Source organism: Paracoccus denitrificans, from assembly GCF_900100045.1.
GTDB classification, from domain to species: domain Bacteria; phylum Pseudomonadota; class Alphaproteobacteria; order Rhodobacterales; family Rhodobacteraceae; genus Paracoccus; species Paracoccus denitrificans.
In genome coordinates, this window is record NZ_FNEA01000002.1 from 117,041 (window position 1) to 144,007 (window position 26,967).

Annotated in this window: 27 protein-coding genes and 1 other RNA gene; 11 read left to right on the plus strand and 17 right to left on the minus strand. The window is 68.2% G+C overall.

The window, feature by feature from the left end; all coding sequences use genetic code 11:
- Positions 1-49: 49 nt before the first annotated feature.
- Entirely contained in the window at positions 50-358 is a 309-nt protein-coding gene (locus BLT64_RS01795) for a hypothetical protein (protein ID WP_011750708.1), read from the plus strand.
- Here BLT64_RS01795 and recN read toward each other — a convergent pair.
- From recN to BLT64_RS01870, 15 genes are all read right to left on the minus strand, one after another.
- Positions 355-1,998: a DNA repair protein RecN gene (gene recN / locus BLT64_RS01800; protein ID WP_011750709.1), complete on the minus strand. Its 1,644-nt coding sequence runs from the start codon at positions 1,996-1,998 to the stop codon at positions 355-357. The two genes, BLT64_RS01795 and recN, sit on opposite strands and share 4 nt — an antisense overlap.
- A gap of 7 nt (positions 1,999-2,005) precedes the next feature.
- Positions 2,006-2,848 carry an outer membrane protein assembly factor BamD gene (locus BLT64_RS01805; RefSeq protein ID WP_011750710.1) on the minus strand — a complete coding sequence of 281 codons (843 nt, stop codon included), beginning with the start codon at positions 2,846-2,848 and terminating at the stop codon, positions 2,006-2,008.
- 129 nt (positions 2,849-2,977) lie between these two features.
- Positions 2,978-3,916: a UDP-3-O-acyl-N-acetylglucosamine deacetylase gene (gene lpxC, locus BLT64_RS01810; protein ID WP_011750711.1), complete on the minus strand. Its 939-nt coding sequence runs from the start codon at positions 3,914-3,916 to the stop codon at positions 2,978-2,980.
- Positions 3,917-4,151: 235 nt separating this feature from the next.
- On the minus strand, positions 4,152-5,786 hold the full coding sequence (ftsZ, locus tag BLT64_RS01815) for a cell division protein FtsZ (protein ID WP_011750712.1): 1,635 nt from the start codon (positions 5,784-5,786) through the stop codon (positions 4,152-4,154).
- Between the two features lie 220 nt (positions 5,787-6,006).
- Entirely contained in the window at positions 6,007-7,341 is a 1,335-nt protein-coding gene (gene ftsA / locus BLT64_RS01820; protein WP_011750713.1) for a cell division protein FtsA, read from the minus strand.
- A 21-nt stretch (positions 7,342-7,362) separates the two neighbouring features.
- Complete coding sequence (locus BLT64_RS01825) at positions 7,363-8,385, minus strand: cell division protein FtsQ/DivIB (protein ID WP_011750714.1); 1,023 nt, start codon at positions 8,383-8,385, stop codon at positions 7,363-7,365.
- Positions 8,373-9,296: a D-alanine--D-alanine ligase gene (locus BLT64_RS01830; RefSeq protein WP_175474396.1), complete on the minus strand. Its 924-nt coding sequence runs from the start codon at positions 9,294-9,296 to the stop codon at positions 8,373-8,375. Before BLT64_RS01830 ends, BLT64_RS01825 begins: the two co-directional genes overlap by 13 nt.
- A gap of 130 nt (positions 9,297-9,426) precedes the next feature.
- Positions 9,427-10,347, minus strand: coding sequence for a UDP-N-acetylmuramate dehydrogenase (gene murB, locus BLT64_RS01835; RefSeq protein ID WP_011750716.1), 921 nt, complete (start codon positions 10,345-10,347; stop codon positions 9,427-9,429).
- Positions 10,348-10,402: 55 nt separating this feature from the next.
- The gene (locus BLT64_RS26180) at positions 10,403-10,486 is read right to left on the minus strand and encodes a ZinT/AdcA family metal-binding protein (RefSeq protein ID WP_074810290.1); all 84 of its coding nucleotides are present in this window, start codon (positions 10,484-10,486) and stop codon (positions 10,403-10,405) included.
- A 39-nt stretch (positions 10,487-10,525) separates the two neighbouring features.
- Positions 10,526-10,894, minus strand: a complete 369-nt coding sequence (locus BLT64_RS26185) for a hypothetical protein (protein ID WP_011750717.1) — start codon at positions 10,892-10,894, stop codon at positions 10,526-10,528.
- A 4-nt stretch (positions 10,895-10,898) separates the two neighbouring features.
- Positions 10,899-11,162 (minus strand): DUF2484 family protein, encoded by a 264-nt coding sequence (locus BLT64_RS01850; RefSeq protein WP_011750718.1) that lies wholly within the window; start codon positions 11,160-11,162, stop codon positions 10,899-10,901.
- Entirely contained in the window at positions 11,159-12,586 is a 1,428-nt protein-coding gene (murC, locus tag BLT64_RS01855; RefSeq protein WP_011750719.1) for a UDP-N-acetylmuramate--L-alanine ligase, read from the minus strand. Before murC ends, BLT64_RS01850 begins: the two co-directional genes overlap by 4 nt.
- Complete coding sequence (locus tag BLT64_RS01860) at positions 12,583-13,671, minus strand: UDP-N-acetylglucosamine--N-acetylmuramyl-(pentapeptide) pyrophosphoryl-undecaprenol N-acetylglucosamine transferase (protein ID WP_011750720.1); 1,089 nt, start codon at positions 13,669-13,671, stop codon at positions 12,583-12,585. The genes murC and BLT64_RS01860 overlap by 4 nt, the downstream gene beginning before the upstream one ends.
- The gene (locus BLT64_RS01865) at positions 13,668-14,837 is read right to left on the minus strand and encodes a peptidoglycan glycosyltransferase FtsW (RefSeq protein WP_011750721.1); all 1,170 of its coding nucleotides are present in this window, start codon (positions 14,835-14,837) and stop codon (positions 13,668-13,670) included. Before BLT64_RS01865 ends, BLT64_RS01860 begins: the two co-directional genes overlap by 4 nt.
- Before the next feature lie 134 nt (positions 14,838-14,971).
- On the minus strand, positions 14,972-15,361 hold the full coding sequence (locus BLT64_RS01870; protein WP_011750722.1) for a DoxX family protein: 390 nt from the start codon (positions 15,359-15,361) through the stop codon (positions 14,972-14,974).
- A 242-nt stretch (positions 15,362-15,603) separates the two neighbouring features.
- On the opposite strand from BLT64_RS01870, the gene BLT64_RS01875 reads away from it, so the two are divergent.
- From BLT64_RS01875 to BLT64_RS01905, 7 genes are all read left to right on the plus strand, one after another.
- Positions 15,604-16,506: a hypothetical protein gene (locus BLT64_RS01875; RefSeq protein WP_011750723.1), complete on the plus strand. Its 903-nt coding sequence runs from the start codon at positions 15,604-15,606 to the stop codon at positions 16,504-16,506.
- Positions 16,506-17,432, plus strand: a complete 927-nt coding sequence (locus BLT64_RS01880; RefSeq protein WP_011750724.1) for a homoserine O-succinyltransferase — start codon at positions 16,506-16,508, stop codon at positions 17,430-17,432. The genes BLT64_RS01875 and BLT64_RS01880 overlap by 1 nt, the downstream gene beginning before the upstream one ends.
- Positions 17,433-17,434: 2 nt before the next feature.
- The gene (gene ppk2 / locus BLT64_RS01885) at positions 17,435-18,358 is read left to right on the plus strand and encodes a polyphosphate kinase 2 (protein ID WP_011750725.1); all 924 of its coding nucleotides are present in this window, start codon (positions 17,435-17,437) and stop codon (positions 18,356-18,358) included.
- Between the two features lie 81 nt (positions 18,359-18,439).
- Positions 18,440-19,315 (plus strand): TPM domain-containing protein, encoded by an 876-nt coding sequence (locus BLT64_RS01890; RefSeq protein ID WP_041530487.1) that lies wholly within the window; start codon positions 18,440-18,442, stop codon positions 19,313-19,315.
- A 72-nt stretch (positions 19,316-19,387) separates the two neighbouring features.
- Positions 19,388-20,440, plus strand: coding sequence for an ABC transporter substrate-binding protein (locus BLT64_RS01895; protein ID WP_041530488.1), 1,053 nt, complete (start codon positions 19,388-19,390; stop codon positions 20,438-20,440).
- 182 nt (positions 20,441-20,622) lie between these two features.
- Positions 20,623-20,976, plus strand: a transfer-messenger RNA (tmRNA) gene (ssrA, locus tag BLT64_RS01900).
- Positions 20,977-21,045: 69 nt separating this feature from the next.
- Positions 21,046-22,317 (plus strand): glutamate-5-semialdehyde dehydrogenase, encoded by a 1,272-nt coding sequence (locus tag BLT64_RS01905; protein ID WP_011750728.1) that lies wholly within the window; start codon positions 21,046-21,048, stop codon positions 22,315-22,317.
- 43 nt (positions 22,318-22,360) lie between these two features.
- On the opposite strand, the gene BLT64_RS01910 is transcribed toward BLT64_RS01905, so the two are convergent.
- The gene (locus tag BLT64_RS01910; protein WP_011750729.1) at positions 22,361-23,017 is read right to left on the minus strand and encodes a histidine phosphotransferase family protein; all 657 of its coding nucleotides are present in this window, start codon (positions 23,015-23,017) and stop codon (positions 22,361-22,363) included.
- Positions 23,018-23,057: 40 nt separating this feature from the next.
- On the opposite strand from BLT64_RS01910, the gene BLT64_RS01915 reads away from it, so the two are divergent.
- From BLT64_RS01915 to olsA, 3 genes are all read left to right on the plus strand, one after another.
- The gene (locus BLT64_RS01915) at positions 23,058-23,237 is read left to right on the plus strand and encodes a DUF3553 domain-containing protein (RefSeq protein WP_011750730.1); all 180 of its coding nucleotides are present in this window, start codon (positions 23,058-23,060) and stop codon (positions 23,235-23,237) included.
- A 137-nt stretch (positions 23,238-23,374) separates the two neighbouring features.
- Positions 23,375-24,154 carry an L-ornithine N(alpha)-acyltransferase gene (gene olsB, locus BLT64_RS01920; RefSeq protein WP_011750731.1) on the plus strand — a complete coding sequence of 260 codons (780 nt, stop codon included), beginning with the start codon at positions 23,375-23,377 and terminating at the stop codon, positions 24,152-24,154.
- Complete coding sequence (gene olsA / locus BLT64_RS01925) at positions 24,151-24,984, plus strand: lyso-ornithine lipid O-acyltransferase (protein ID WP_011750732.1); 834 nt, start codon at positions 24,151-24,153, stop codon at positions 24,982-24,984. The genes olsB and olsA overlap by 4 nt, the downstream gene beginning before the upstream one ends.
- Positions 24,985-25,132: 148 nt before the next feature.
- Here olsA and BLT64_RS01930 read toward each other — a convergent pair whose 3' ends face one another.
- Positions 25,133-26,911 (minus strand): SLC13 family permease, encoded by a 1,779-nt coding sequence (locus BLT64_RS01930; protein WP_011750733.1) that lies wholly within the window; start codon positions 26,909-26,911, stop codon positions 25,133-25,135.
- Positions 26,912-26,967 lie beyond the last annotated feature (56 nt).

A 26,967-nucleotide genomic window follows, 5' to 3' on the forward strand; every position in this document is an offset into this window, starting at 1 on the left:
GTTTGCGGCGTTTAACCCTCGATCAAGTTTTCTGTGCCAGGCTGGAGCCATGTTACGCAATCGCCAGAGCCTGATTCTCGCCGCCGGGCTGCTCGCCGTCCTTGCCCCGGCCACTCTTGCCCAAAGTGCCGGGCAGGCGGCGGAACCGGCCGCCGCCGAAGCGCCCACCATGCTGCGGGTGGGTGACCGCCTCGACAACGCGCGCCTGCATCAGGTGACGCGCCCCGGTCTCTACGGCATGAGCGAGGCGCCCTCGGGCAGCCGCTACGGCATCGTCGACGGCAAGCTGATCCGCTATGACCCGGAAAGCGCGCAGGTACTGTCGATCATCCGGCAGGTGGACCGGATCATGGACTAGACTTGCAGCAGGGCGCGCGCCGCCTCTTTCGCGGCGGGCGTGATCTCTTCGCCCGAAAGCATGCGTGCGATCTCTTCGATGCGCTGGCTGGCGGTCAGCGCCGTGACCTGCGAGGTGGTCATGCCGTCCTGCACCGATTTCGCCACCCGGAAGTGATGCCCGCCAAGCGCCGCGACCTGCGGACTGTGGGTGACGACCAGCACCTGCGCCCCCTCGGCCAGCCGGGCAAGGCGCCGGCCCACCGCATCGGCGGTGGCGCCGCCCACGCCGCGGTCGATCTCGTCGAAGATCAGCACCAGCGCATCGTTGCCCCGCGCCAGGCAGACCTTGAGCGCCAGCAGGAAACGCGACAACTCGCCGCCCGAGGCGATGCGGTCGAGCGGACCGGCCGGCGCGCCCGGATTGGTGGCGACGGTGAAGGCGGCGATATCGCGGCCCTCAGGGCCCGGCTCGGCCTCGGACAGCCGGGTTCTGAAAACCGCCCGCTCCATCTTCAAGGGCGCAAGCTCGGCCGCCATCGCGGCATCGAGCCGCTCAGCAGCCGCGGCGCGCTGTTGCGAAAGGGCAGCCGCCGCCGCGTCGTAGGCGGCATCGGCCGCAGCCACCGCGTCGCGCAGGCGCGCCAGATCCCCCTCGCCCGCGTCTATCCGAGAAAGCCGCGCCCGCAACTCGTCGGCCAGGCCCGCCAGATCGTCGGCCAGCACGTCATGCTTGCGCGCCAGGGCACGCAGCGCGAACAGCCGCTCTTCGGTCGCCTCCAGGTCGCGCGGGTCGAAATCCATCGCCTCCAGCGCCGCCTCGACGCCCGAGACCGCCTCGCCCAGTTCGATCAACGCCCGTTGCAATGCGGCGGCCGGGTTCTCCAACCGACCCTCGGCCCGCTCGGCGGCACCGTCGAGCCAACGCGCGGCATCCAGCATCGCGCCCTCGGCCCCCTCGGGGCCCAGCGCCTGCAAGGCCCGCGCCACGTCCTCGCGGATGCGCTCGGCGCCCTGCATGGCCCGCCGGCGGGTATCCAGCTCGGCCTCCTCGCCCGGTTGCGGATCGAGCTTGTCCAGTTCGGCCACCGCGTGGCGCAGGAACTCCTCCTCGCCCCTGGCGGCAGCCAGCGCCGCCTCGGCCCGCTCCAGCGCCGCGCGCGCCGCGCGCCGGGCGGCCCAGGCGGCACGGGTCGGCGCCAGGTCCACGCCGGCAAAGGCATCGAGCAGCAGCCGATGGCCGCGCGGGTTCAGAAGGCCGCGGTCGTCATGCTGGCCATGCAGCTCGACCAGCAGTTCGGACAGCATGCGCAGCACCTCGCCCGAGGCGCGGCGGTCGTTGATCCAGCCGGTCTTGCGCCCGTCGCCGGCATTCACCCGGCGGATGATCAGCTCGTCGGAAACCGGAAAGCCCGCTTCGTCCAGCAATGTGCGGGCGGGATGGCCGGGCGGCAGGTCGAAGACCGCCGTCACCTCGCCCTGGCTTGCGCCCGCGCGCACCAGATCGGCACGGCCGCGCCAGCCCAGGACAAAGCCCAGGCAGTCGAGCAGGATCGACTTTCCCGCCCCGGTCTCGCCGGTCAGCACGTTCAGGCCCGGCCGGAACGCCAGTTCCAGCCGGTCGATCAGCAGCATGTCGCGGATGTCGAGATGCCGCAGCATCGCCGGGCTACAGCCACTTGCCCTGGATGACTTGGCGATAGACCCGAGTCAGCCAGCTGTCGCCGCGCGCTTCGGCCTGCAAGCCACGGCCGCGCAGCTGGGCGAAGGCATCCTGGTAGAAGGGCGAGGACTGGAAGTTGTGGCCCAGGATCGCGCCCGCGGTCTGCGCCTCGTCGTTCAGGCCAAGCGCCAGATAGGCCTCGGTCAGGCGCATCAGCGCCTCGGGCGTGTGGCTGGTGGTCTGGAACTCCTCGACCACGACGCGGAAACGGTTGATCGCCGCGGTGTAATGGCCGCGCTTGAGGTAGTAGCGGCCGATCTCCATCTCCTTGGCGGCGAGATGGTCGAAGGCCAGGTCGAACTTCAGAATGGCCGAACGGGCATATTCCGTGTCGGGATATTGCTCGATCACCTCGCGCAGCGACTGCAGGGCCTGGAAGGTCAGGCCCTGGTCGCGGCCGATCTCATCGATCTGGTCGTAATAGGACAGCGCCAGCAGGTATTTCGCATAGGCCGCGTCCTCGTCGCCCGGATAGGTGTCGATGAAGCGCTGCGCGGCACCGCGCGCCTCTTCGTAGTCGCGGGCGCGGTGATAGGAATAGGCCTGCATGATCAGCGCACGCTTCGCCCATTCGGAATAGGGATAAAGCCGCTCGACCTCGGTGAAGTATTGCACCGCGTCCTTGGGCCTGCGGGAATTCTCCAGCTCGTATTCGCCGCGCTTGTAGATCTCTTCCGCGGTGAAATTCTCGAATGATTCGGGCTTCTTCCCCGCACCGCCGGAGCACCCTGCCAGAAGGCCCAACGACAGCACAGCCGCGACCAAGGAACCCGATCTGATGACTGTCATTCCATCCCGCCCGTCAGAAATTCACGCCGCCGCATGGGCGGAAGGCCCGCGCGGCCCGGTCGTCCTAGCACAGAAAATCCGGCTGCGCAAAATGCCAAAACCGCAAAAGCGGCGGCACGGCCGTCACCTTCAGGCGACGGCCAGCTGGCGGGCGCGGGGCGCAAGCCGCGCGGCCGAGGCGATGACCCCGGCGCCGGGCTGGCGGCTTTCCATCGCCGGGGTCAGCGTGACCCATTCCCAGGCATCCGGCTGGGCGAAAAGCGCGCGCAGCAGCTTGTTGGTCATGGCGTGCCCGGCGCGATGGCCGGTATAGCGCGCCAGAAGCGGCGCCCCGGCCAGCGCGAGGTCGCCCACCGCATCCAGCATCTTGTGGCGCACGGCCTCGTCGCGGTGGCGCAGGCCGCCCGGCGACAGCACCTTGTCGCCATCGACCACCACGGCGTTCAGGTAGGTGCCGCCAAGCGCCAGCCCGTTGCGCTGCATCTGCACCACGTCGGCCTGGCGGCAGAAGGTGCGGCTGTCCATCAGCTCATGCACGAAGCTGCCATTCGCCATGTCGAGGCGCTTTTCCTGGTGGCCGATCGCCGCATCCACGAAGTCGATGTCGAAATGGATCTCCAGGTGATCGGCGGGCGACAGGCGGGCAAAGGCCTCGCCCTGCTGCACCTCGACCTCGCGCAGGACGCGGATCGCGCGCAGGGGGGCGTGCTGCTGGCGCAGGCCGGCCTCCAGAATGCCCTGCACGAAGGGCGCCGAGGAACCGTCGAGAATCGGGACTTCCGGCCCGTTCACCTCGACCACGGCATTGTTGATGCCGGTTCCCGACAGCGCCGCCATCACATGCTCGACCGTCGAGACGGTGGCGCCCCGGCCGTTGTCCAACAAGGTGCAAAGCTGCGAGGGGGTGACGTGGTCCCAGTTCGCCGGAATGCGGGCGCGGTCCAGATCGGTGCGCACGAAGACGATGCCGTGATCCGCCGGAGCCGGCAGGATCGTCAGCCGGACGGCCGCACCCGAATGCAGCCCGACGCCGCGGAACTGGGCTTTCTGAGCGATGGTGGTCTGCATGGTCTTGCCTGCCGATTCCTGTGAACAACCTTGGCGACGGGACTTCCCGCCAGCCGTGAAGTTCAGTTAGGCATCCCCTGCCGATTGCTCAAATAACCTTTTGTAACGGGGTGAAACAATCGGCCGGGGGTTCCGTCCCCTACCCGGCCTCCATCCGTAACCATATGATTTCAAAATGGAAAAGGACCGCCGAAGCGGTCCCCTCTCAATCCGTCGCCGGAATCTTGTGATCGGCTCAATTCGCCTGGCGGCGCAGGAATGCCGGGATCTCGACATTGTCGCCGGCTCGGTCGGGGCTGGCCAGATCGTCGAAACCGGCATCGAATCCGCTGCGGTTGCGCGCCGCGACCCGTTCGTTCACGCGCTCGGCGATGGTCGAGGGCGCCGGCTTGTCGGCCTGTTCGCCATGACCCGAGATGCGTTCGAGCATGCGGCTGAGCCCACCCATGCGGCCTTGCGCACGACCCTGCTCGGCCGGCTGCTGCTGCTGGGCGGCGCGGTTCTGGGCTGCGGCCTGACGCTCGGGCGCCTTCTGCACGGCGGCGGCAAGGCGCTGCATCACCGCATCCGAGGGCGTGCCGGCCGGGGCCTGCGGACGGCGGGTGGGTGCAACGAAGCCGCCCGCATCGCCGTTCAGCGCATCACCCTGCGCGGCGGGTGCAGCCGGGGCAGCGGGCTGGCGCAGCTCGGGCTGATAGGCCGGGCGCGGCATGTCCTCTTCGTCGTAATGCGCGGCCGGAGCCGAGGGCTGCGGGCGCGAAACCGGCGCGGATTCGGCGATGGGCGCGGTGCGGCGCGGCGGCACCGGCAGCTCTTCCTCGACCGGCTTTTGCGCGACGGGCGGGTGCTGGGTCAGCGGCTCCTTCATGCCGCGGCGCGGCACGGGAAGCTCGGCCGCCGAGGCGTCGATGCCGGTCGCCACGACCGAGACGCGGATCGAACCCTCCATCGACGGGTCCAGCGTCGAACCGACGATGATGTTCGCGTCGGGATCGACCTTTTCGCGGATCTTCTCGGCCGCCTCGTCCATTTCGAACAGGGTCAGGTCGTAGCCGCCGGTGATGTTGATCAGCACGCCCTTGGCGCCGTTCAGGCTGATCTCGTCCAGCAGCGGGTTGGCGATGGCCTTCTCGGCCGCCTGCACGGCGCGGTTCTCGCCCGAGGCCTCGCCGGTGCCCATCATCGCCTTGCCCATCTCGTCCATCACGGCGCGCACGTCGGCGAAGTCGAGGTTGATCAGGCCCGGGCGCACCATCAGGTCGGTCACGCCCTTGACGCCCTGGTAGAGCACGTCGTCGGCCATGGCGAAGGCTTCGGTGAAGGTGGTCTTTTCGTTGGCCAGCCGGAACAGGTTCTGGTTGGGGATGATGATCAGCGTGTCCACGACCTTCTGGAGCTGCTCGACGCCCTCCTCGGCCTGGCGCATGCGCTTGGTGCCCTCGAACTGGAAAGGCTTGGTCACGACGCCGACGGTCAGGATGCCCATCTCGCGCGCGGCCTGAGCGATAATCGGGGCAGCGCCGGTGCCGGTGCCGCCGCCCATGCCGGCGGTGATGAAGCACATATGCGCACCCATCAGGTGGTCGACGATGTCCTCGATGGTTTCCTCGGCGGCCTTGGCGCCGATCGAAGGCTTGGCGCCGGCGCCCAGCCCCTCGGTCACCTTGGGACCGATCTGGATGCGGCTTTCGGCCTTGGAGGATTGCAGCGCCTGGGCATCGGTATTCGCCACGACGAACTCGACGCCCTCCAGCTGCTTGTCGATCATGTTGTTGACCGCATTGCCACCCGCACCACCGACGCCGAAGACGGTAATGCGCGGCTTCAGTTCCTGGTCATCATTCAGCATCAGGTGAATCTGCCGTTCCATGTCTCGCCTGCCTTCATCTGTTGCGCCGGACATGTGCGCAGTCCGGTCGAATCCCCGTATGCTGGCCAGCCTAGCCAGATTCGCGCCGAGCGTCACCCGAAAAACACACCCGGCACACCAAATATCGCGGTGGACGCTGGGGTTTTCGGCGGCATCTTGCCCATTCTGCTGCATGTGGTGGAGGCGCGCGCCCACACCACCGCATCCGGGTTCCGCAGCCCTACCAGTTGTTGCGGAACCAGCGATAGGCCCGGCGCAGGCTGCGCGCCGGATAATGTTCGGTGGGCATGTCGAAATCCCACCATTCGTCCTGTGGATGCGCGGTCAGCAAGGCCAGCCCGATGGCCGAGGAAAAGCCCGGCGCGGTCGCGTTGTGCGGCAGGCCCTGGATGCGCAGCGGCCGGCCGATCCGCACGTTCTGGCCCAGCATGCGCGAGGCCAGCACGTCCAGCCCGGGGATCTGGCTGCCGCCGCCGGTCAGCACGATCTGGCGCGAGGGCATCGAATCGAAGCCCGCCGCGTCCAGGATACCGGCGACGTTTTCCAGGATCTCCTCGACCCGTGGGCGCATGATGCCGATCAGGTCGGCGCGGCTGACGGCGCGGCGGTCGGTGTCCCAGTCGCCGGTCTCGCCGCCCAGTTCGATCATCTCGCGGTCGTCGCGGCCGGTGGCCTCCAGCCCGCCATGCAGGGTCTTGAGACGCTCGGCCACGGCATGGCTGACCCGCAGCCCCTTGGCGATGTCCTGGGTGATCAGCTCGCCGCCGAAGCGGACGGCATCGGCAAAGATCATGTGCTTCTTGATGAAGACCGAAACCCCGGTGGTGCCGCCGCCCAGATCGATGCAGGCGGCGCCCAGTTCCTGCTCGTCCTCGACCAGCGCGGCAAGCCCCGAGGCATAGGAGGCCGAGGCCACGCCCGCCAGTTCCATGTCGCAGCGCCGGATGCAATGCACCAGGTTGCTGGCCGCATCGCCGTCGATGGTCAGCACATGCATGTCGCAGGCCAGCCTGCTGCCGGACTGGTCGCGCGGGTCCGACAGGCCCGAGCGGCCGTCGAGGGCGAAATTCACCGGCTGGGCATGCAGCACCTCGCGCCCGCGGCCGAAATCCGGCACCTCGCAGGCGGCCAGCACGCGCGCCACGTCGCCCTCTCCGACCTTGCCGGCGGGCAGCACGATCTCGCCCGCAAGGCCATAGCTGGCCGGCCGGGCGCCCGAGATGCAGGCGATGACATGATCGACGCGCACGCCCGCGACCTTCTGCGCCGACTGGATCACGGTGCGGATGGCGCGCTCGGTCTCGGCCATGGTCTCGATCTCGCCATAGCGCATCCCGCGCGAACGGGTGGTGGCGGTGCCGATGACGCGGAAATTCGACTGCCCGGCCATGGGGCCGACGCCGTCGGTCTCGCGGAACTGGCTTGGGCCGTCGAATTGCAGGACGAGGCAGGCGATCTTCGAGGTTCCGATGTCCAGAACCGCGATGACGCCGCGCTGCATGGCCTGGCGGCGCATGTTCCGCATTGCCCGCTGGCCCTGATACAGATCCTTCATTTCCCCTGCCTCCTCAAGCTGTTAGCCGCTCTTTTTCTTGGCTTTCGCCGCATTGCCCGCCGTCGCCTCGGGCGCAAGCGGCGTTCCGTCCGGGCCCAGTTCCGGCTGGCCTCGGGCCTGGCGGATGGCGTTCTGCGCCTCCAGTCCCAGCCGGACCACCGGCCGCGCCTCCTGCCGCAGGTCGACGACCGAGATGTCGCGGTCCAGCATGTGCAGGGCGCCGTTCAGCGCTATGGCGCGTTCCAGCGCCTGAAGCGCCTTGTCCTCGGGCAGCTTGATGCGCTGGCCATGGTCCAGCACCACGTCCCAGCGCCGTTCGCCCATGCGCTCCAGCCCGCGCAAGCGCGGCAGGATCGGCCCGGCGGCGTCGATCAGCGCCAGCGCCTCGGGCGCGGCGCGGTCGGCGCCCTCGCCGGCGATGATCGGCAGATCGCCGCGCACCTCGCGCGAGGTGACCGAGGCGACGCGATGCCCCGTCTTGTCCAGCAGCTCGATGCCGCGCGCATGGCGCCACAGCACCACCGGCACCCGCTCGGTCACCACGGCCGAAAGCACGCCGCCCGGCTTGATGCGCAGGTCGACCGTCTCGACCGCGTCCAGCTTGAGCACCCGTTCGCGCAGCTTTTCCAGGTCGATCTCGAAGCTCGATGCCGGCAACTCCACCGGCAGCATGGCGCGCAGCCCCTTGTCCACCACCGGCGAGGCGCCTTCGATGGTCATCATCTTGACCATGAATTCGTCGCGATGCTGGATGCGGTCCACGATGGCGTCGATGCCGCCGGTCAGGTTGGCGCGGCGGGTGTCGTCCGAAAGCCAGATCCCCGCCACCAGCGCCGCCAGAAAGGCGGGCAGCCCGACATGCACCAGCCGCCGCACCAGCGGCCGCAGCATCATCCGGTTCAACCGATAGGCCAGCCGCGAGGGCGCGGGGTCCTTTCTCGGCGTGCGCGGCGCCACCGGGGCGGGACGCGCGGGCGCGGGGCGCACCGGGGCCGGCCGACCCCCCGCCCCCTGGTCGCGGTGAAAGGGGTTCAGGCCCTGCATAGCGCCTCCTCGACGATCCAGCGGCAAAGCGCGGGAAAGTCCATGCCGGAATGGGCCGCCTGCTCGGGCGCGAGCGAGGTGGGCGTCATGCCGGGCTGGGTGTTCACCTCGAGGATGATCAGCCCGTCCAGCCCGCGGCTTTCGTCCCAGCGGAAATCGCTGCGGGTCAGCCCGCGGCACCCCAGCGCCCGATGCGCCTGCACCGCATGATCGCGGCAGGCGGCGGCGATTTCCTCGGGGATGTCGGCCGGGATGACGTGGCGAGAGCCGCCGGGCGTGTATTTGGCGTCGTAGTCATACCAGCCCTCGGTAACGATCTCGGTCACGCCAAGCGCGCGGTCGCCCAGCACGGCGACGGTCAGCTCGCGCCCCGGGGCATAGGTTTCGACCATGACCCGCGCGGGCATCTTGTCGGAAAGCTGCGGCGGGCCGTTCGCGGCCTCGTGCACGATATAGACCCCGACCGAAGAGCCCTCGTCGTTCGGCTTGACCACATAGGGCGGCGCCATGACGTGGCGGGCGCGCACCTCGTCGGCATCGGCGATCAGGCTGTCCAGCACCGGCAGGCCGGCAAGGCGCAGGATCTCCTTGGCGCGGGACTTGTCCATGGCCAGCGCCGAGGCCAGCACGCCGGAATGCGTATAGCGCCAGCCCAGCCATTCCAGCAGGCCCTGCACGCAGCCATCCTCGCCCCAGCGGCCATGCAGGGCGTTGAAGACCACGTCCGGCGCATGCTCGGCCAGACGCGCGGGCAGATCCCTGCCCGCATCCAATTCGACGACTTCATAGCCCGCCTGCCGCAGCGCAACCGCGCATTCACGCCCCGACGAAAGCGACACCTCGCGCTCGGCCGAGGGTCCGCCCATCAGGACCACGACTTTCGGGGCCGTCCTGCTCGACCTGCCCGCCAATTTCTGCCTCATGTCCCCGGTTGATCCGGGTATTTGTCAGGTCAGGATAGCCGCTTGGGCGGAATCGCAAAAGTCCCTTTTCGCGTTTGCCGCGATATTTCCGGCAATGACGACAGGTTACGGCCGGTTCCTAGGGCCGGCCTACGCGGATGACCTCCCATTTCAGCTCGTGCCCGCTGGTCTCGCGCACCTTGCGGCGCACCAGTTCGCCCAGCGCCTCCAGCTCGGCGGCGGTGGCACCGCCGGCATTGAGCAGGAAGTTCGGGTGCTTTTCCGACATCTGCGCCCCGCCCAGGCGATGGCCGCGCAGCCCAGCGGCATCGATCAGGGTCCATGCCTTCAATTCGTGGCTGTCATCCGCCCGCCCGGTCGACGAATACCCGGCCGGGTTGCGGAAGGTCGAGCCGGCGCTGCGATCCTTCGTCGGCTGGCTTGCATCGCGCCGCGCAAGCTGTTCCTCCATCCGCGCGGCCAGCTCGGCGGGATCGCCCGGCTCGGCGCGAAAACGCGCCTCGATGACGACCCAGCCCTCGGGCAGATCGGAATGGCGATAGCCGAAGCGCAGGTCGGCTGCCGCGATCTCATGCAGGCTGCCGTCGCGGGCCACGGCGCGGACCGAGACCAGGTGATCGGCGACATAGGTGCCATAACAGCCGGCATTCATGCGCACCGCGCCGCCGATGCTGCCCGGAATGGTGCGCAGGAAGGTCAGGTCCAGCCCCGCCTCGGCCGCGCGGCGCGCGACATGCGCATCCAGTGCCGCAGCCCCGGCGGTGACGGTGCCGCCTTCGCAGGCGATGGCGTTGAAGCCGCGCCCCAGCCGGATCACCACGCCGCGGATGCCGCCGTCCCGCACGATCAGGTTCGACCCGACACCCATCGGAAAGACCGGGATCGCGGGGTCCAGCGCCGCGAGGAACGCGGCCAGGTCGGCCTCGTCCGCGGGCTGGAACAGCCAGTCCGCAGGGCCGCCGACCCGCAGCCAGGTCAGGTCGGCAAGGGTTCGGTTCGGGGTCAGGCTGCCGCGGGGGGTGGGAAGCGTCTGGGTCATGCTGCGCTCCTAATCAGCGCGGCGCAGCCCGTCAATGCGGCCGCATCCGCGGCGGTCAATGCGCCATCATCTCGGCCACGATCTGCCCGGCGTCCAGCGAGGCGGGGTAACAGGTTGGCCAGTTCGTCACCTCCTGCAGCGGCGCCTCGTCGCCCGCGACCTGACAAGGGGATGCGCGTCACTCCATGGCGCTGAGAATGACCGCCAGCGCGGACAGGGCGCCGACGCCCATCAGGTCCCATGCCGGGCGCAGCGGCGCACGCGCCGGCGCCGGCGGCCGCAGGCGATCGTAAAGCCAGCGCAGCAGCGCCCCCGCCGCCACGGCAGCAGCGGCGATCAGCATCAGCAGGCTCAGCACCGCGCCGATGATGCCGGCAAGATAGCCGCCGGTCTTGCCCGACCCGATCAGGTAGCAAAGCCCCGCCGAGACCAGCAGCGCGACAAGCCCCTGCGCCAGCACCGCGAAAGAACGCGAGCCCATGCGCGCCGCGCCGAACCACAGCATCGCGGCCACGGTCGCGCCGACGATCAGCCAGACGATCTCCATGGCCTCAATGCGCCCCGTGCCGGCGGCGGCGGCGCGTCTCGAAAGGCGGCCAGACCAGCAGCGACAGGCCAAGCGCCAGGAACAGCACGCCGAAGCCGGGTCCGCAAAGATAGGTCAGCCAGCCCAGCACCGGCACGCCGAAGAACACCAGCGTCCAAAGCATCGAATGACGCCAGCGCAGCCGCACGAAGGGCAGAAGACAGGCCATCACGCCCCAAAGCACCGCGCAAAACGCCGCGGTGGCGGGATGGCTGGCCAGGGCGATCACGCGGCTTTCTCCGTCAGCCGCTCGGGCAGGTTGTTGGCCCAGGCCGAGATCGTGCCGGCGCCCAGGCAGACCACCATGTCGCCCGGCCGCGCCTGTTCGCGCACCAGCCGTTCCAGGTCGCCCTCGTCCATCACCGCGCGGGCATGGCGATGGCCATGGGCGATGAGCCCGGCCACCAGGTCGTCGCGCGACGCGCCGGGGATCGGTTCCTCGCCGGCAGAATAGACCTCGGCGATGGCGACCACGTCGGCCTCGTTGAAGCAGGTGCAGAAATCGTCGAAAAGACTGGACAGCCGCGAATAGCGATGCGGCTGGTGCACGGCGATCACCCGGCCCTTGGTCGCCTGCCGCGCGGCCTTCAGCACCGCCGCGATCTCGACCGGGTGATGGCCGTAATCGTCGATGATGGTGACGCCGTCCACCTCGCCCACGCGGGTGAAGCGGCGGCTGACCCCGCCAAAGCGCGCCAGCGCCTCGCGGATCTGGGCGCGCTTCATGCCCAGGTGGCGAGCGACGGCCACGGCGGCCAGCGCATTCGAAACATTGTGATCGCCCGGCATCGGCAGGGTGCAGCCCTCGATCACCGGCACCTCGCCCTCGTTCAGCTCGGCCTCGCCTTGCAGCGCGATGTCGAAATGCGCCACGCCGTTTTCATAGCGCAGGTTGATGGCGCGCACGTCGGCCTGGGCGTTGAAGCCGAAGGTGGCGACGCGGCGATCCGTCAGCCTGCCCACCAGCGACTGCACCTCGGGGTGGTCGGTGCAGCAGACCGCAAGGCCGTAGAAGGGGATGTTCGAGACGAAATCCTGGAAACCCTTGCGCAGCGCGTCAAAGCTGCCCCAGTGCTCCATATGCTCGGGGTCGATATTCGTGACGATGGCGATGGTCGCGGGCAGGCGGTTGAAGCTGCCGTCCGATTCGTCCGCCTCGACCACCATCCATTCGCCGGCGCCGGCGCGGGCGTTGCTGCCATAGGCGTGGATCACGCCGCCATTGATGACGGTCGGGTCGAAGCCGCCCGCATCCAGCAGCGTCGCGACCATGGTGGTGGTGGTGGTCTTGCCATGCGTGCCGGCGATGGCGACGTTGGATTTCAGCCGCATCAGCTCGGCCAGCATCTCGGCCCGGCGCACGACGGGCAGGCCGCGGCGGCGGGCCTCTTCAAGCTCGGGATTGCCCTTCTTGATGGCGGTCGAGATCACCACCACGCCGGCTTCGCCAATGTTTTCAGCACGCTGGCCTTCGAAGATGGTGGCGCCCAGCGTCTGCAGCCGGTCGGTGATCTTCGAGCGCTTCGCGTCCGAGCCCTGCACCTGATAGCCCAGCGTCATCAACACCTCGGCGATGCCGGACATGCCGATGCCGCCGATGCCGACGAAATGGATGGGGCCCAGTTCGCCCGGGAGTTTGGTCGCTGCATTCATCGGGTCAGTTCCGTCACTAGATCTGCAAGGCGCTGCGCCGCGTCGGGGCGGGCAAGCGTTAGCGCGGCAGCTGCCATGGCGGTGGCGCGGGCGCTGTCGGAAAGGATGTCCCGCATGTCGCGCCTCAGGCTCTCGGCGTCAAGCACGGATTCGGGCAGGACGACGCCCGCACCGGATTCCGCAAGGGCACGGGCGTTGGCGGTCTGGTGGTCACCGGTGGCTGCGGCATAGGGGATCAGGATGGCCGGGCGGCCGATCACGGTAATGTCGGCGATGGACGAGGCGCCCGCCCGGCTGATGACCAGCTGGCAATCGGCCAGCCGCTGCGGCACGTCGTCGAAAAAGGGCCGCACCACGGCGCTGATGCCGGCACTCGCATAGGCGGCAATCACGCGCTCGGCATCCTCGGCGCGGGCCTGATGGCTGACCGACAGGCGGGTGCGCATCTCGTCCGGCAGGCCGGCGATGGCCTCGGGCACCATGTCCGAGAGCACGCGCGCACCCTGGCTGCCGCCGATCACCAGCAGGTTCAGGCCCCCTTCGCCCGGCGGGACATAGGGCGCACCGGCCCGGTCCAGCACCGCCTGCCGCACCGGGTTGCCGGTATGGATGCCCTGCACGCCGGGGGGCAGACGGGTCGGCCAGGTGCCGCAGGCCACGCGATCCACCCGGCGGGCAAAGGCCATGTTCACCCGCCCCATGATGCCGTTCTGCTCATGGATCATGCGCGGAATGCGCAGCACCAGCGCCGCCGACATGGCCGGGATGGTCGGATAGCCGCCGAACCCCACCACCACCGCGGGACGGTCGGCCCGCATCGCCCGGATCGCCGCAAGCACGCCGGCACCGATGCGGAAGGGCACGGCGAGCCTGGCCAGCGCACCGCCGCGCGCGGTGGTGGCGGAGCTGACCACCTCGCGCGCGACCTCAGCCGGGAACGCGCCGGCATAGCGCGCGCCCCGTTCATCGGTGGAAAGCTTGACCCGCCAGCCCTGCGCCAGCAGCGTCTCGGCCAGCGATTGCGCCGGAAACATGTGGCCGCCGGTCCCGCCGGCAGCGATCAGGCAAAGCGGTGCGGCGCTCATCCCCGACCCCGTCCCAGCACGTCGCCGATGCGGCCCTGCGGGCGCGAGCGGGTCAGCGCCAGCAGCATCCCCATGGCGATGCCCGAGGCGATCACCGACGAGCCGCCGTAGCTGACGAACGGCAGCGTCATGCCCTTGGCCGGCAAGAGCCGCACCGCCACGCCCATGTTGATCAGCGCCTGCACGCCGAAGGCGCAGGCAAGCCCGGTGCCGGCGATGCGCACGAAGGGATCGCGCTCGTCCTGAAGCCGCAACAGCGAGCGGACGACGATGGTGGCGTAAAGCGCGATGATGATGAGGACCAGGATCAGCCCGTATTCCTCGGCCGCGACCGCGATGATGAAATCGGTATGCGCATCGGGCAGCGACCACTTGACCGAGCCCTCGCCCACGCCGACGCCAAAGAAGCCGCCCTCCTGGATGGCGTTGGTGGCATAGCCGAGCTGGGTGCGCGGATCGACCTCGGCGGCCAGGAAGCCGTTGATGCGGCGGGCAAAGTGCTCGGATGCGCCATAGGCGAAGACGCCGCCGATACAGGCCAGCCCCATCACGCCCCCCAGCAGGTAAAGCGGGGCGCCTGCAATGAAATACATCACGCACCAGGAAAACAGCACCAGCGAAGCCTGCCCGAAATCGGGCTGCATGGCCAGCAGCAGCACCACGATCACCGCCAGCCCGAAGGAGAAGGTCTTGCCGGGCGGGCCGCCCACCTCCTGGCTTGCCGCCATGAACCAGGCGCAGATGGCGACGAAGCAGGGCTTGAGGAATTCCGACGGCTGCACCGACATGCCGCCGGGCAAACGCAGCCAGCGCACCGCGCCCTTGCCGAAATCGGTGCCGATGAAGGGCAGCGCGACCAACACCACCAGTGCGGCCAGAAAGCCCAGCACGCCGATCCTTCGCACCATCCGGGGCGAGAAGGTCGAGATCACCAGCATCACCACCAGCGCCATGGCGCCGAACACCGCCTGGCGGGTGACGTAATAGAATTGCGGCAGGCCGTTCTTTTCGGCCAGCGGCACCGATGCCGCCAGCCCCAGAAGCAGCCCGACCGCGAACAGCCCCAGCACGCAGGCCAGGGACCATCGGTCAAGCGTGCGCCACCAACGTGGAAGAATCGGGTCACCTGCCCGCACGGGCGTGGTGCCAAAGACCATCTCGGTCATGGGATACCGCCGTCACTGCCTCGATATATCTTGCCCGTTTTCCGGGTCTGGTGCGCAGCATAGCGCGATTGTCGGGCCTACGCTACTGCGGATTGATTAACGCGGCGGCGCGGCGGAAATCGCCGCCCGATTCGTCAGGGCAGCCAGCCCAGCACGCCCGCCGGTGCGCCGCCGAACAGCGCCAGAGCGCCGCCGCCCGCCGCCACCAGCGCGAAATAGCCGCCGGCCATGGTCACGTTCTTGAGCAGTTCGGTCGCATTGCCGCGATGCTCCAGATAGCCGGTCACCAGGCACCACAGGCCCAAGAGCAATGCCGCCGTGCGCACGGGATAGCCCAGCACGACCGCCAACCCGCCCAGAAGCTCGCAAAATCCGACCAGATAGGCCAGCGCCGTGGCGTCGGGCAGTCCCATCGCCGCGATCAGCGGCGCGATCCTGGCCTCGCCGCCCCTGAGCTTCAGGATGCCCCAGACGATGAAGGGCACGCCCAGAAACAGCCGCGCGATCAGAAGCCCCTGTTCCATTCCCTGTCCCCTTTCCCGGCCAGCCTGGGGCGATTTTGCGTCGGCAAGCCGCGACTACAAAGCCTTTTCCAACCGTCGCGGTCCGGTTGCAACAGGGCGCCCGGGGGTCGGGCGCGCGGGCGTGGCCCGCCTCGAAGTTCCAAGCGGCGGCGGGGCTTGCCGCCTGTTCCGGGGGACGCGCCCCCTTTTCCTTGGCCCTGCGCGGGACTAACTATCGCCAAGCCCGGAGATAAGGATCGCCCATGCTTTACCAGTCCAAGGCCGAATGGCTGGCCGCACCCCGCAAGCGCGTGCTGTTCTTCGGCATGTCGGGGCTGGGCAAGACCTTCCTTGCCTCGATGCTGCGCGGCTCGGGCGAGTGGTTCCACTATTCGGTCGATTACCGCATCGGCACCCGCTACATGGGCGAACTCATCGCCGACAACTTCAAGCGCGAGGCGATGAAGGTGCCGTTCCTGCGCGAGCTGCTTCTGTCGGATTCGGTCTATATCGCCAGCAACATCACCTTCGAGAACCTGGCGCCGCTTTCCACCTACCTGGGCAAGCCGGGCAGCGTGACCCGCGGCGGGCTGGAATTCGACGAATACATGCGCCGCCAGGACCAGCATCGCATGGCCGAGATCGCGGCGCTGCTGGATACCGGCCATTTCATCCGCCGCGCGCAGGAAATCTACAACCTCGGCAATTTCGTCTGCGATTCCGGCGGCTCGGTCTGCGAGGTGGTGGACCCCTTCGCCCAGACCGACCCGGTGCTGGACGCGCTGGAGCGGGAATTGCTGCTGGTCTGGATCAAGGGTTCGGACGCGCATACCGAGGAACTGGTGCGCCGCTTCGACCGCGCGCCGAAACCGATGTATTACCAGCCGGAGTTCCTCGACCGGGCCTGGACCGACTACCGGGTCGAAAAGGGGCTGCGCGAGGACCAGGTGAACCCCGACGACTTCATCCGCTGGACCTATGCCCGGGCGCTGGCCCACCGCCAGCCGCGCTACGAGGCCATGGCCCGGCGGGGCGTGACGCTGCTGGCCGAGGAGGTCGCGGAGGTGACAAACCCGGCCGACCTGATCGCCCTGATCGGCCATGCCATCGAAAGACGGCCCGCCGGCGCAACCGCCGCCGGAAAGATCGACAGAAAGGACGCATGATGCCCATCACCCTGCCCAATGACCTGCCCGCCTATGACATCCTGTCGAACGAAGGCGTCATGGTCATGTCGCCGGGCCGGGCGGCGACGCAGGACATCCGGCCGCTGCGCATCGGGCTGCTGAACCTGATGCCCAAGAAGATCCAGACCGAGAACCAGTTCGCCCGGCTGATCGGCGCCACGCCCCTGCAGATCGACTTCCAGCTGATCCGCATGTCGGACCACGAAAGCCGCAACACGGCGGCCGATCACCTGCAATCCTTCTACCGCCGCTTCTGCGAGGTCGAGGAGACGGGCGAGAAGTTCGACGGTCTCATCATCACCGGCGCGCCCATCGAGCACCTGCCCTTCGAAGAGGTGACCTATTGGGAGGAACTGACGCGGGTCTTTCGATGGACGCAAAGCCATGTGCATTCGACCTTCGGCGTCTGCTGGGGCGGCATGGCGATGGCGTGGCATTTCCATCGCCTCGAAAAGCACATGCTGGACCACAAGGCCTTCGGCTGCTTCCGCCACCGCAACCTGGTGCCGGCCAGCCCCTATCTGCGCGGCTTTTCCGACGACGTGCTGGTCCCGGTCAGCCGCTGGACCGAGGTGCGCCAGGACGAGGTGGATGCCATCCCGGCGCTGCAGACGCTGATCGCCTCGGACCAGGTCGGGCCGTGCCTGCTGCAGGACACGGGCCATCGCGCGCTCTATGTCTTCAACCATTTCGAATATGACAGCACGACGCTGAAGGACGAATACGACCGCGACGTGGTCTCGGGCAAGCCGATCAACGTGCCGGTGAACTACTACCCGGACGACGATCCCTCGCGCGCGCCGACGAACCGCTGGCGCAGCCATGCGCATCTGCTCTACGGTAACTGGATCAACGAGATCTACCAGACCACCCATTTCGACCTGAACCGCATCGGCGAGGCGTAAGCATGAGCAAGAACGGCAATGGCGGAAAGAACGGGACCAAGGGGGCGAAATCGCTGCCCGACCTGCCCTTTGTCGGCGCGATCACCCGCTATCTGGAAAAGGACGCCCCCGATGCGCTGCGCAAGGCGGTCGCGGCCGCTGACGGCAAGCGCATCCTCGACCCCGGCTATCCCCATGCCGAGGAGATGAAGGGCAAGGATTACGACGAGCGGATGGCCGGGCTGCAACTGCAGCTGGTGCGGCTGATGCGCGACGTGATCCATACCGGCAAGCGCATGGTGGTGTTGTTCGAGGGCCGCGACGCCGCCGGCAAGGGCGGCACCATCGAGCGCGTGCGCGAGAACCTGAACCCGCGCTCGGCCTATATCGTCGCGCTGCCCAAGCCCAGCGAACGCGAGGCCGGAGAATGGTATTTCCAGCGCTACGTCGACTGGCTGCCCGCCAGAGGCGAGATCGCGCTGTTCGATCGCAGCTGGTATAACCGCGGCGTGGTGGAAAAGGTCTTCGGCTTCTGCACGGACGCGCAGCGCGAGACCTTCTTTCGCCAGTTGCCGCTGTTCGAGACCATGCTGGCCGACGACGGGGTGATCCTGGTCAAGCTGTGGCTGGAGGTGGGACGGGCCGAGCAGCTCAAGCGTTTCCTCGACCGCGAGCGCGATCCGCTGAAGCAATGGAAGCTCAGCCCCATCGACGTGGACGGGCTGGCGAAATGGGACGATTACAGCGCGGCGATCCGGGACACGCTGCTGCGCAGCCATTCGGGCATCGCGCCCTGGACGGTGATCCGCGCCGACGACAAGCGCCGCGCCCGGATCGCCGCGATCCAGACCATCCTGCGCGCGGTCGAGTTCGCCGGCCGCGACGACGACGTGATCGGCCAGCCCGACCCGCAAATCACCGGCGGCCCCGAGATCCTGCCGGGATAATAGGCCAGGCAAGGAGCGATCATGGTTAGGCTGCCCAGGACCGCCCCACCCCCCAGGCTTCGGGCCGCCCGGGCACCGGCCTTGCTGTTCACGCTCCTCTGGCTGGCGCTGGTGGTGCCGATCCATGCGCAGACCCTGCCCGACTGGCAGGACCTGCGCGTGAACGATTTCGCCGGGCTGCTCACGCCCGAGGATGCGCAGGCATTGGACACGGCGCTCAGCACCCTCGACGCCCAGACCGGCATCGAGGGCACCGTCGTCACCCTGACCGACCGGGCGCGCTACGGCGGAACCGACGGGCTGGAGGCCTTTGCCACAAGGCTCTTCGACCATTGGGGCGTGGGCGACGGCACGCGCAACGACGGCTTCATGGTTCTGGTACTGGCCGATGACCGCGAGGCACGGATCGAGCTTGGCCGCGGCTACGAAAACGACGCCGACATCCTGGCGCAAGAGATCATGCGCAACACCATGCTGCCCGCCCTCCGCGACGGCCGGATGTCGCGCGGCATCCGCGACGGAACCCAGGCGGTGATCGAGCTGATCGCCCGGCCGGTGGCGGCGGGCCAGCCGCTCCGGGCGCCCGAACGCGGAATGATGGACCGGATCGTCCCCTTCCTCTTCGGCGGCGCGTGGCTCCTGATCCTCGGTGCCATCGCGCGGCAACTCTGGCGCCGCAACCGCTGCCCGCAATGCGGCCGTCGCGGCCTGGAAACGCGGGTCGCACCCCTGGAAACCCCGCTGCCCGAGGGCGGCCACATGGTCTCGCACGACGATGTCACGAGGCGCTGCCCTGCCTGCGGCTGGTCGGAAACCCGCCAGCGCCTGCGCCGGCAAACGGTCTGGTATGGCCCGAACGGCGCCGTGCTGCGCAGCAAGGCCAACCGGGCCGCAGGCGGCGCCCCGGGCTTCGGCGGCGGCTCGTCGCGGGGCGGCGGCGCCTCGGGGCGCTGGTAGGCGCGGCCGCGCTTGCGAGGATGCGGCGAGGCGGCTAGCGTCATGCCAGACTGCCTCAAGGAAAGCTCCGACATGAAACCTCTTCGCTTCCCCGCCCTGGTGCTCGCGCTTGCCAGCACCAGCCTGACGGCCGCCTGGGCCGCCGACCCCGAACTCACCGTCTTCGACTGGGCCGGCTTCGAGGAGCCGGTGATCTTCCAGGGCTATATCGACAAGCACGGCACCAGCCCCACCTTCGCCTTCTACGGCGATGACGACGAGGCCTATCAAAAGCTCGCCTCGGGCTTCAAGGCGGATGTCGCCCATCCCTGCTCGCAGATGGTGTCGAAATACCGCGACGCCGGGCTGATCGAGCCCTGGGACGTGTCGAAGATCCCGGCCTTCGAAAGCCTCGACCCGGAATTCCTCGATTCCGAGATATTCAAGGACGACGAGGGCGTCTGGTATATCCCCACCGACTGGGGCGCGACCGCTGTCGCCTACAATACCGAGAACGTCCCGGCCGAGGACGTGGCCAGCCTGAACATCTTCATCGACCCGAAATACCAGGGCCGCACCTCGCTGCCCGATTCGGCCGACGATGTCTGGGCGCTGGCCTACCTGGCCACCGGCACCACCGACTGGACCGAGGTCACCGACGAGCAGTTCGCCGCCGCCGCCGACTGGCTGCGCCAGGCGCATCAGAACGTCGCCGCCTATTGGGCCGACCCGGCCGAGCAGGCGCAGCTGATGGCATCGGGCGCGGTGGACGTGGCCTGGTCCTGGAACGACGGCGTGGTGCTGCTGGAAAACGACGGCTTCCCGGTCGGCTTCCAGCGCGCGGCCAAGGAGGGCAGCTCGACCTTCTTCTGCGGCTTCATCAACCTCAAGAACGGCCCGGGCAACGAGGACAAGGCCTACGATTTCATCAACGCCTGGCTCGCGCCCGAATCGGCCAAGGGCCTCCTGGACACGATCGGCTACGGCCATACCTCGACCGTCGCCATGGAGACGATCAAGGGCGAGCCGGCCGTGCAGGAGGGACTCTCGCCCGTGGACGCCCCGATCCTGGCCCAGACCCCGAACGACCCGCAGCAGCGCGAAAGGCAGCTGCAGGAATTCGAAAAGATCAAGGCCGGCTTCTGACCGCCCCGCCCTTTCTTGCCGTGCCCCGCCCCCTTGGCGGGGCGTTTCGCCGGTGGAACGGCCGCATGAGTATTTGAGGAACGAAGAAGGCCGGGCGGCGCATCCCGGTTTTCTCCGTTTTCCAAATACTCCATGGGGTGAATTGGCCCGCGCAGCGGGACAAGAGGGGAACGGCGTTCCCCTCCCTTGCGTGCCGAAACGGCGGCGCCTATATTCGTGGGGTTCGGGTTCGCCCGGACTATGGACATAAACGCGCAGGTAATAAGCGGATCGGACCCGGGGGCGGTACCCGGCGGCTCCACCAGAATCCCTCGTTGGGGGCACATGGGGCCGAAACAGGATCGACGAACGTCTAAAGCTGTTTGCTTTGTCTCGGTGAGCTACCACCGTCATCGGTGCAAAATGTACAGTTGCCAACGACAACCGTGCTCCGGTGGCTCTGGCTGCGTAAGCAGCTCGGGTAACCGAAACTTAAGCCCTTCCGCCTAGCAGCGTAAGGCGGGGCCCGCAGGAGCCTGGCAACAGAATCCTGCACCTTACCCCTTTCCATCTGGTTTTTCGGCGCGCCCGGGCCTATCTCAGGCGTCATGCAAGGGAATGCCGCCATGAAAGACCTGACCTCTTCCGATGCCGATGCGCTGATCGCGGATCTGGGGCAAAAGGCCCGCGCCGCCGCAGCCGTGCTGGCCGAGGCGAGCGCCGAGCGCAAGCATGCCGCCCTGATCGGCGCCGCCGATGCGATCCTCGAAGCCGAGGATGCCATCCTCGACGCCAATGCCGAGGACATGCATTACGCCGAGGAAAAGGGCCTTTCGCCCGCCATGCTGGACCGGCTGAAGCTCGATCCCGCGCGCATCCGCGCCATGGCCGAGGGGCTGCGTTCGGTCGCGGCGCAGGCGGACCCGGTCGGCAAGGTGCTGGCCGAATGGGATCGGCCGAACGGGCTGAACATCCGGCGCGTGGCCACGCCCCTGGGCGTGATCGGCGTGGTCTACGAAAGCCGGCCGAACGTCACCGCCGATGCGGCCGCACTGGCGCTGAAGGCCGGCAATGCGGTGATCCTGCGCGGCGGCTCGGAAAGCCTGAACAGCTCGGCCGCGATCCATCGGGCGCTGGTCACCGGGCTGAAGCAGGCCGGCCTGCCCGAGACGGCGATCCAGATGGTGCCGACCCGCGACCGAGAGGCGGTCGCCGCCATGCTGCGCGCGCAGGACTATATCGACGTGATCGTGCCGCGGGGCGGCAAGGGGCTGGTCGGGCTGGTGCAGAAAGAGGCCCGCGTGCCGGTCTTTGCCCATCTGGAAGGCATCTGCCACGTCTATGCCGACCGCGACGCCGACCTGGACAAGGCCCGCCGCGTGGTTCTGAACGCCAAGACGCGGCGCACCGGCATCTGCGGCGCCGCCGAATGCCTGTTGATCGACTGGCAGTTCTATACGAAACACGGTCCCGTGCTGGTCCAGGACCTGCTGGACGCAGGCGTCGAGGTGCGGGCCGAGGGCGAGCTTGCCAAGGTGCCGGGCACCGTGCCGGCCGAGCCCTCGGATTTCGGGCAGGAGTTCCTGGACAAGATCATCGCCGTCAAGCTGGTCGATGGCGTCGAAGAGGCGATCGCCCATATCCGCCGCCATGGCTCGGGCCATACCGAATCGATCCTGACCGAAAACGACGCCACGGCCGAGCGCTTCTTCAGCGGGCTCGACAGCGCCATCCTGATGCGCAATGCCTCGACGCAATTCGCCGATGGCGGCGAGTTCGGCATGGGCGCCGAGATCGGCATCGCCACCGGCAAGATGCATGCGCGCGGGCCGGTCGGTGCCGAGCAGCTGACCAGCTTCAAGTATCTGGTCACCGGCGACGGCACCATCCGGCCCTGATCGGACCAAGGCCCGAGCGGCGAAACCCGGCGGGATCCGAGCCTCAGAACGCGATCTCGCCGCCGGTCCCGTCCAGCTCCCATGCCAGCGGTCGGCCTGCGGCACGGGCGAAGCCGGCGAGCAGTGGGAAATGCACCTCGGAGGCGCCCGCTTCGGGCCGCTCGCGCCCGGGGGCGGCATCCAGCCAGGACCATAGCGCCGGGTCGGGCTTGGTGCGGCTACATTCCGCCACCAGCCGCCAGCCGCTGGCGCCCCGGCAGACCAGCACGCTGCCGCCCCAGGGCATCGCAGTCTCAAGACACATCAGCGCCAGCAGGATCATGCGCGCCTCGGGGCGCGGCAGGTCGCCCTCGGCTTCCAGCCGCAGGCGGATGCGCCCGCCTTTCTCGACATCGGCAAACAGCGCGGCCAGTTCAGCCATGCTCAGCCGCTGGTCCGGCGCGGCATGACCGAAGGCCACGCGGAACCAGCGCACCCGCGCCCGCGCCGCCTCGACGCTTTCGGCGATCAGCTGCATCTCGGGACTGGCGTCGATGCCGGGCCAGGCGCCGGAAAGCTGCAAGAGCTCCAACCCGTTGCCGATCGCGCCCAGGGGCGAGACGATGTCATGGCAAAGCCGCGAACCGACCAGCGCCGCCAGGCGCTCGGGCGCGATGGCGCCGGGGGGTTCGGGCGGGCAGTGGATTGTCAGATCGTTCATGGAAGGTTAGCCTGCATGATGCCTCAGGAAAGGGCGTGAGATGAATGAAATCCTGGAACCCGGCATGATCGTGCGCCATCCCGGCGCGCCTGAATGGGGCACCGGACAGGTCCAGTCGCGCATCGGGGACCGGATCACCATCAATTTCACCAATGCCGGCAAGCAGGTCGTGAACGGCAGACATATCGATCTTGAACTGGTCACAACCGACCCCTTTTAAGCGATCAAGGCAGAGTAATTCAACTTTTAGGTGTGTCAATCGCCCTTGCATCGCCGGATTCGCGAGCGGTTGCAATGTCCCCTTCCCCCGCCTAGACACGGGACCAAATACCATCAGTCAGGGTTCCAGGCCGTAAGATGACGCCAGAGACGTCCTATTTCGCGACCCGTCTTGCCACGGACGAAGTCGACCTTCTGGCCGCGCAGCGCCTGCGCTATCGCGTCTTCGTCGAGGAGCTGGGCGGTGACGGCCTGCTGGTCGACCATCAGGGCCGGTTCGAGCGGGACGAGTTCGACCCGGTCGTCGATCATCTGGTGCTGGTGGACAACCGCCGCTCGCGCGATGACCTGGACCATGTGGTCGGCGTCTATCGCCTGCTGCCGGGCGAGCGGGCCGAGGCGTTCGGCCGCTTCTATTGCGACAGCGAATATGACCTGGCGCCGCTGCGCGCCTCGGGGCGGTCGCTCCTGGAACTGGGCCGGTCCTGCGTCGACCCGGCCTATCGCGGCGGCTCGGGCATGTTCCTGATGTGGAACGCACTGGCCGATTACGTTCTGGCGCGCGGCATCGAGATCCTGTTCGGCGTCGCCTCGTTCCACGGCACAGACGTGCAGGCGCTGGCACAGCCGCTCAGCTGGCTGCACCATCACCACCTGGCCCCCGCGGCGATCCGGCCCCGCGCCCGGCCCGACGGCTTTCGCCGCATGGACCTGATCCCGGCCGAGCAACTGGATCGCCGCGCCGCGATGACCGGAATGCCGGCGCTGATCAAGGCCTACCTGCGGCTGGGCGGCATGGTCGGCGAAGGCGCCTGGCTGGACCGCGCCTTCAACACCACCGACGTCTTCCTGATGGTCGACACCAAGGCCATGTCGGAAAAGCACCGCAAGTTCTACGAAACCCGGCAGGGGCAATGAGCGAGGGCAACCGCGCCACCTGGCGGGACGCGGTCGCGCCACCGGCCATTCCGCGTCCCGGCGCGCTCGGCTGGCTGCTGGTCCTGCTGCGCGGCGGCGGGATCGTCCTGGTGCTGGCGCTCGGCGTCCTGCTGATCCTGCCGCTGCGTCTGGCCGAACGGCTGTTCTCCGGCTCGCGCCGGCCCGTCACCGGACCCTGGGTGCAGGGCGTCTGCCGCCTCTGCCTGTGGATCATGGGGCTGCGATGGCGCTGCATCGGCCAGCCGATGCGCGGCCCCGGCGCGGTGGTGGCCAACCATTCCAGCTGGCTCGACATCTTCGTGCTGAACGCGGCGATGCCGGTGTTCTTCGTCTCGAAATCCGAAGTGGCGGGCTGGCCGGGCATCAACATCCTGACCCGCGTCACCGACACGCATTTCGTCGCCCGCGACCCCCGGCTCGCCCGCGCCCAGGCCGAGGAATTCGCCGCCCGCACCCGGGCGGGCCATCGCCTGCTGTTCTTCCCCGAAGGCACCAGCAGCGACGGGCGCCGCGTGCTGCCCTTCAAGCCGACGCTGTTCCAGGGCTTCCTCGACCCCGCCCCGCCCGAAGGGCTGGCGATCCAGCCGATGAGCGCACATTACCACGCGCCGAAGGGCCGCGATCCGCGCTTCTACGGCTGGTGGGGCGACATGGACCTGGGGCCGCATTTGCTGGCGGTGCTGGCCCAGCCCCGCCAGGGATTCGTCATCGTGCGGCTGATGCCGGAGATCCCGGTCGTGGGCGAGACGCGCAAGACGCTCGCCGCCAAGGCCGAGGCGGCCGTCCGCGAAGGGTTCGCGGCAAGTTGAACTCTGCCGCATAGCCGGCGCGCGCGCCGCCTGTCACGAGGTCGGCGGGGTATTTGGGAGACGGAAAGCACGAGACGCCCCGCCCACTTCTTTCCGTTTTGCAAATACCCATGCAGCGGCGACGCAGGTCCAGCCGGACCCGGATATTTCACAGCGGCCAGAACAGCGGGATGGTCAGGCAGGCGACGATGCCGCAGATGATGTCCAGGGGCACACCGACCTTGACGAAGTCGCTGAACCTGTAGCCGCCGGGGCCATAGACCATCAGGTGGGTCTGATAGCCGATGGGCGTGGCGAAGGCGACCGTGGCCGAGAACATCACCGCCACGACATAGGCACGGGGATCGTGGCCCAGCGATTTCGCCAGCGCGATGGCCACCGGCGTCAAAAGCACCGCGACGGCATTGTTCGACAACACCTCGGTCATGACCAGGCCAAGGAAATAGACCGCGATCAGCGTCGCAAAGGGCGGCAGGCCGGCAAGATGCGGGGCCACCGCATCCACCACCAGAGTGACCGTTCCGGTATGCTCCAGCGCCTCGCCCACCGCCAGCATGGCGAAGATCATCGCCATCAGCCGGGCGTCGACAAAGGCGAAGGCCTCCTCGGCATCGACGCAGCGGGTGATCAGGACCATCGCCGCCGCCAGAAAGGACAGCGCCATGATCGGCGCGACGTCCAGAGCCGCCAGCGACACCACCGCCAAGAGGGACAGGATCGCGATCGGCGCGCGCTCGCGCCGGAACGGCCGGGCCGAGGGGCGCGAGACATCGACCAGCTCCATGTCGGCGGCGAGCCGCCCGATATCCTCGGGCGCGCCTTCCAGCAGCAGCGTGTCGCCGACCTGCACCACCAGATCGTCGAGCTGGCGGCCGATGTTCTGGCTGCGGCGATGCGCGGCCAGAACGTAGACGCCATAGCGCCGGCGCAGGCGCATGTCGCCAAGCCGCCGCCCGACCAGCCGCGCGCCCGGCGAAATAAGCACCTCGACCGTCTCGGTGGCGACCGAGCTCAGCTTGTCCACCATCTGGAAGTTCTTGTTGGACTGCATTTCCAGCAGGTCGGCCATTTCCGAGCGCAGCACGACCCGGTCGCCCGGCTCCAGCACCACCTCGGCCAGGTTGCGCCGCAGCGAGGCATCGCCGCGCAGCACGTCGATCACCCGCACCGCATCGCGCTTGAAGATCGGCGCCGTCAGGACCGGCTGGCCGACCAGGCTGGAATCCTCGGGGATGGCGACCTCGGTGAAATATTTCATCTCGCGCCGGGTGCCGAGAAAGCCCGCCAGCGAGGTGCGATCGGGCAGCAATCGCTTGCCCAGGAGCGCGAAATAGAGGACGCCGGCAAGCGTGATGGCGACACCGACCGGGGCGATCTCGAAGATGGTGAAGGGCGCCATGCCCTGCTCGCGCGCCACGCCGTCCACCAGCAGGTTGGTCGAGGTGCCGATCAACGTCATCATCCCGCCCAGGATGGTGAAATAGCTCAGCGGCATCAGCAGCTTCGACGGCGAGAGCCCCAGCCGCAGCGCCAGCTGGATGAAGATCGGGATCATCACCGCCACCACCGGCGTATTGTTCATGATCGCCGAGGCCACGATCACGAACAGGAACAGCGCGCCGATGGTGAAACGCGGATGGCTCGCCGCCCGCATGGTGACGAGCCGCGACATGATTTCCAGCGCGCCGGTGCGCATCAGCCCGCCCATGATCAGGAACATGAAGGCGATGGTCCAGGGCGCCGAGTTCGACAGCACGCCGGCGGCGTCCTTGATCGGCAAGAGGCCCAGCACCATCATCACGGCGGCGGTGCCGATGGCCACCACCTCGGGCGGGCGCTTTTCGCGAATGAACTCGATGAACATGACGACCACGATGAGCAGCATCGCGATCGCCGCATTGGTTCCGGTCAGTTCAAAGCCCAGCATCAAGTCCCGTCCCGTAGCGCCGATAAATCACGGCCCTTTCGGTGGGTAATAGAATT

What these genes read in the sequence shown, in the direction of transcription:
- BLT64_RS26185 (WP_011750717.1), bottom strand. Translation starts at nt 10,894, where the DNA reads ATGGAGATCGTCTGGCTGATCGTCGGCGCGACCGTGGCCGCGATGCTG.
- BLT64_RS01875 (WP_011750723.1), top strand. Translation starts at nt 15,604, where the DNA reads ATGCTTTACCAGTCCAAGGCCGAATGGCTGGCCGCACCCCGCAAGCGC.
- BLT64_RS01880 (WP_011750724.1), top strand. Translation starts at nt 16,506, where the DNA reads ATGCCCATCACCCTGCCCAATGACCTGCCCGCCTATGACATCCTGTCG.
- BLT64_RS01795 (WP_011750708.1), top strand. Translation starts at nt 50, where the DNA reads ATGTTACGCAATCGCCAGAGCCTGATTCTCGCCGCCGGGCTGCTCGCC.
- BLT64_RS01915 (WP_011750730.1), top strand. Translation starts at nt 23,058, where the DNA reads ATGAATGAAATCCTGGAACCCGGCATGATCGTGCGCCATCCCGGCGCG.
- BLT64_RS01930 (WP_011750733.1), bottom strand. Translation starts at nt 26,911, where the DNA reads ATGCTGGGCTTTGAACTGACCGGAACCAATGCGGCGATCGCGATGCTG.
- BLT64_RS01895 (WP_041530488.1), top strand. Translation starts at nt 19,388, where the DNA reads ATGAAACCTCTTCGCTTCCCCGCCCTGGTGCTCGCGCTTGCCAGCACC.
- recN (WP_011750709.1), bottom strand. Translation starts at nt 1,998, where the DNA reads ATGCTGCGGCATCTCGACATCCGCGACATGCTGCTGATCGACCGGCTG.
- BLT64_RS01905 (WP_011750728.1), top strand. Translation starts at nt 21,046, where the DNA reads ATGAAAGACCTGACCTCTTCCGATGCCGATGCGCTGATCGCGGATCTG.
- BLT64_RS01870 (WP_011750722.1), bottom strand. Translation starts at nt 15,361, where the DNA reads ATGGAACAGGGGCTTCTGATCGCGCGGCTGTTTCTGGGCGTGCCCTTC.
- lpxC (WP_011750711.1), bottom strand. Translation starts at nt 3,916, where the DNA reads ATGCAGACCACCATCGCTCAGAAAGCCCAGTTCCGCGGCGTCGGGCTG.
- BLT64_RS01910 (WP_011750729.1), bottom strand. Translation starts at nt 23,017, where the DNA reads ATGAACGATCTGACAATCCACTGCCCGCCCGAACCCCCCGGCGCCATC.
- murB (WP_011750716.1), bottom strand. Translation starts at nt 10,347, where the DNA reads ATGACCCAGACGCTTCCCACCCCCCGCGGCAGCCTGACCCCGAACCGA.
- BLT64_RS01860 (WP_011750720.1), bottom strand. Translation starts at nt 13,671, where the DNA reads ATGAGCGCCGCACCGCTTTGCCTGATCGCTGCCGGCGGGACCGGCGGC.
- BLT64_RS01825 (WP_011750714.1), bottom strand. Translation starts at nt 8,385, where the DNA reads ATGCAGGGCCTGAACCCCTTTCACCGCGACCAGGGGGCGGGGGGTCGG.
- BLT64_RS01805 (WP_011750710.1), bottom strand. Translation starts at nt 2,848, where the DNA reads ATGACAGTCATCAGATCGGGTTCCTTGGTCGCGGCTGTGCTGTCGTTG.
- ppk2 (WP_011750725.1), top strand. Translation starts at nt 17,435, where the DNA reads ATGAGCAAGAACGGCAATGGCGGAAAGAACGGGACCAAGGGGGCGAAA.
- murC (WP_011750719.1), bottom strand. Translation starts at nt 12,586, where the DNA reads ATGAATGCAGCGACCAAACTCCCGGGCGAACTGGGCCCCATCCATTTC.
- BLT64_RS01865 (WP_011750721.1), bottom strand. Translation starts at nt 14,837, where the DNA reads ATGACCGAGATGGTCTTTGGCACCACGCCCGTGCGGGCAGGTGACCCG.
- ftsZ (WP_011750712.1), bottom strand. Translation starts at nt 5,786, where the DNA reads ATGGAACGGCAGATTCACCTGATGCTGAATGATGACCAGGAACTGAAG.
- ftsA (WP_011750713.1), bottom strand. Translation starts at nt 7,341, where the DNA reads ATGAAGGATCTGTATCAGGGCCAGCGGGCAATGCGGAACATGCGCCGC.
- olsA (WP_011750732.1), top strand. Translation starts at nt 24,151, where the DNA reads ATGAGCGAGGGCAACCGCGCCACCTGGCGGGACGCGGTCGCGCCACCG.
- olsB (WP_011750731.1), top strand. Translation starts at nt 23,375, where the DNA reads ATGACGCCAGAGACGTCCTATTTCGCGACCCGTCTTGCCACGGACGAA.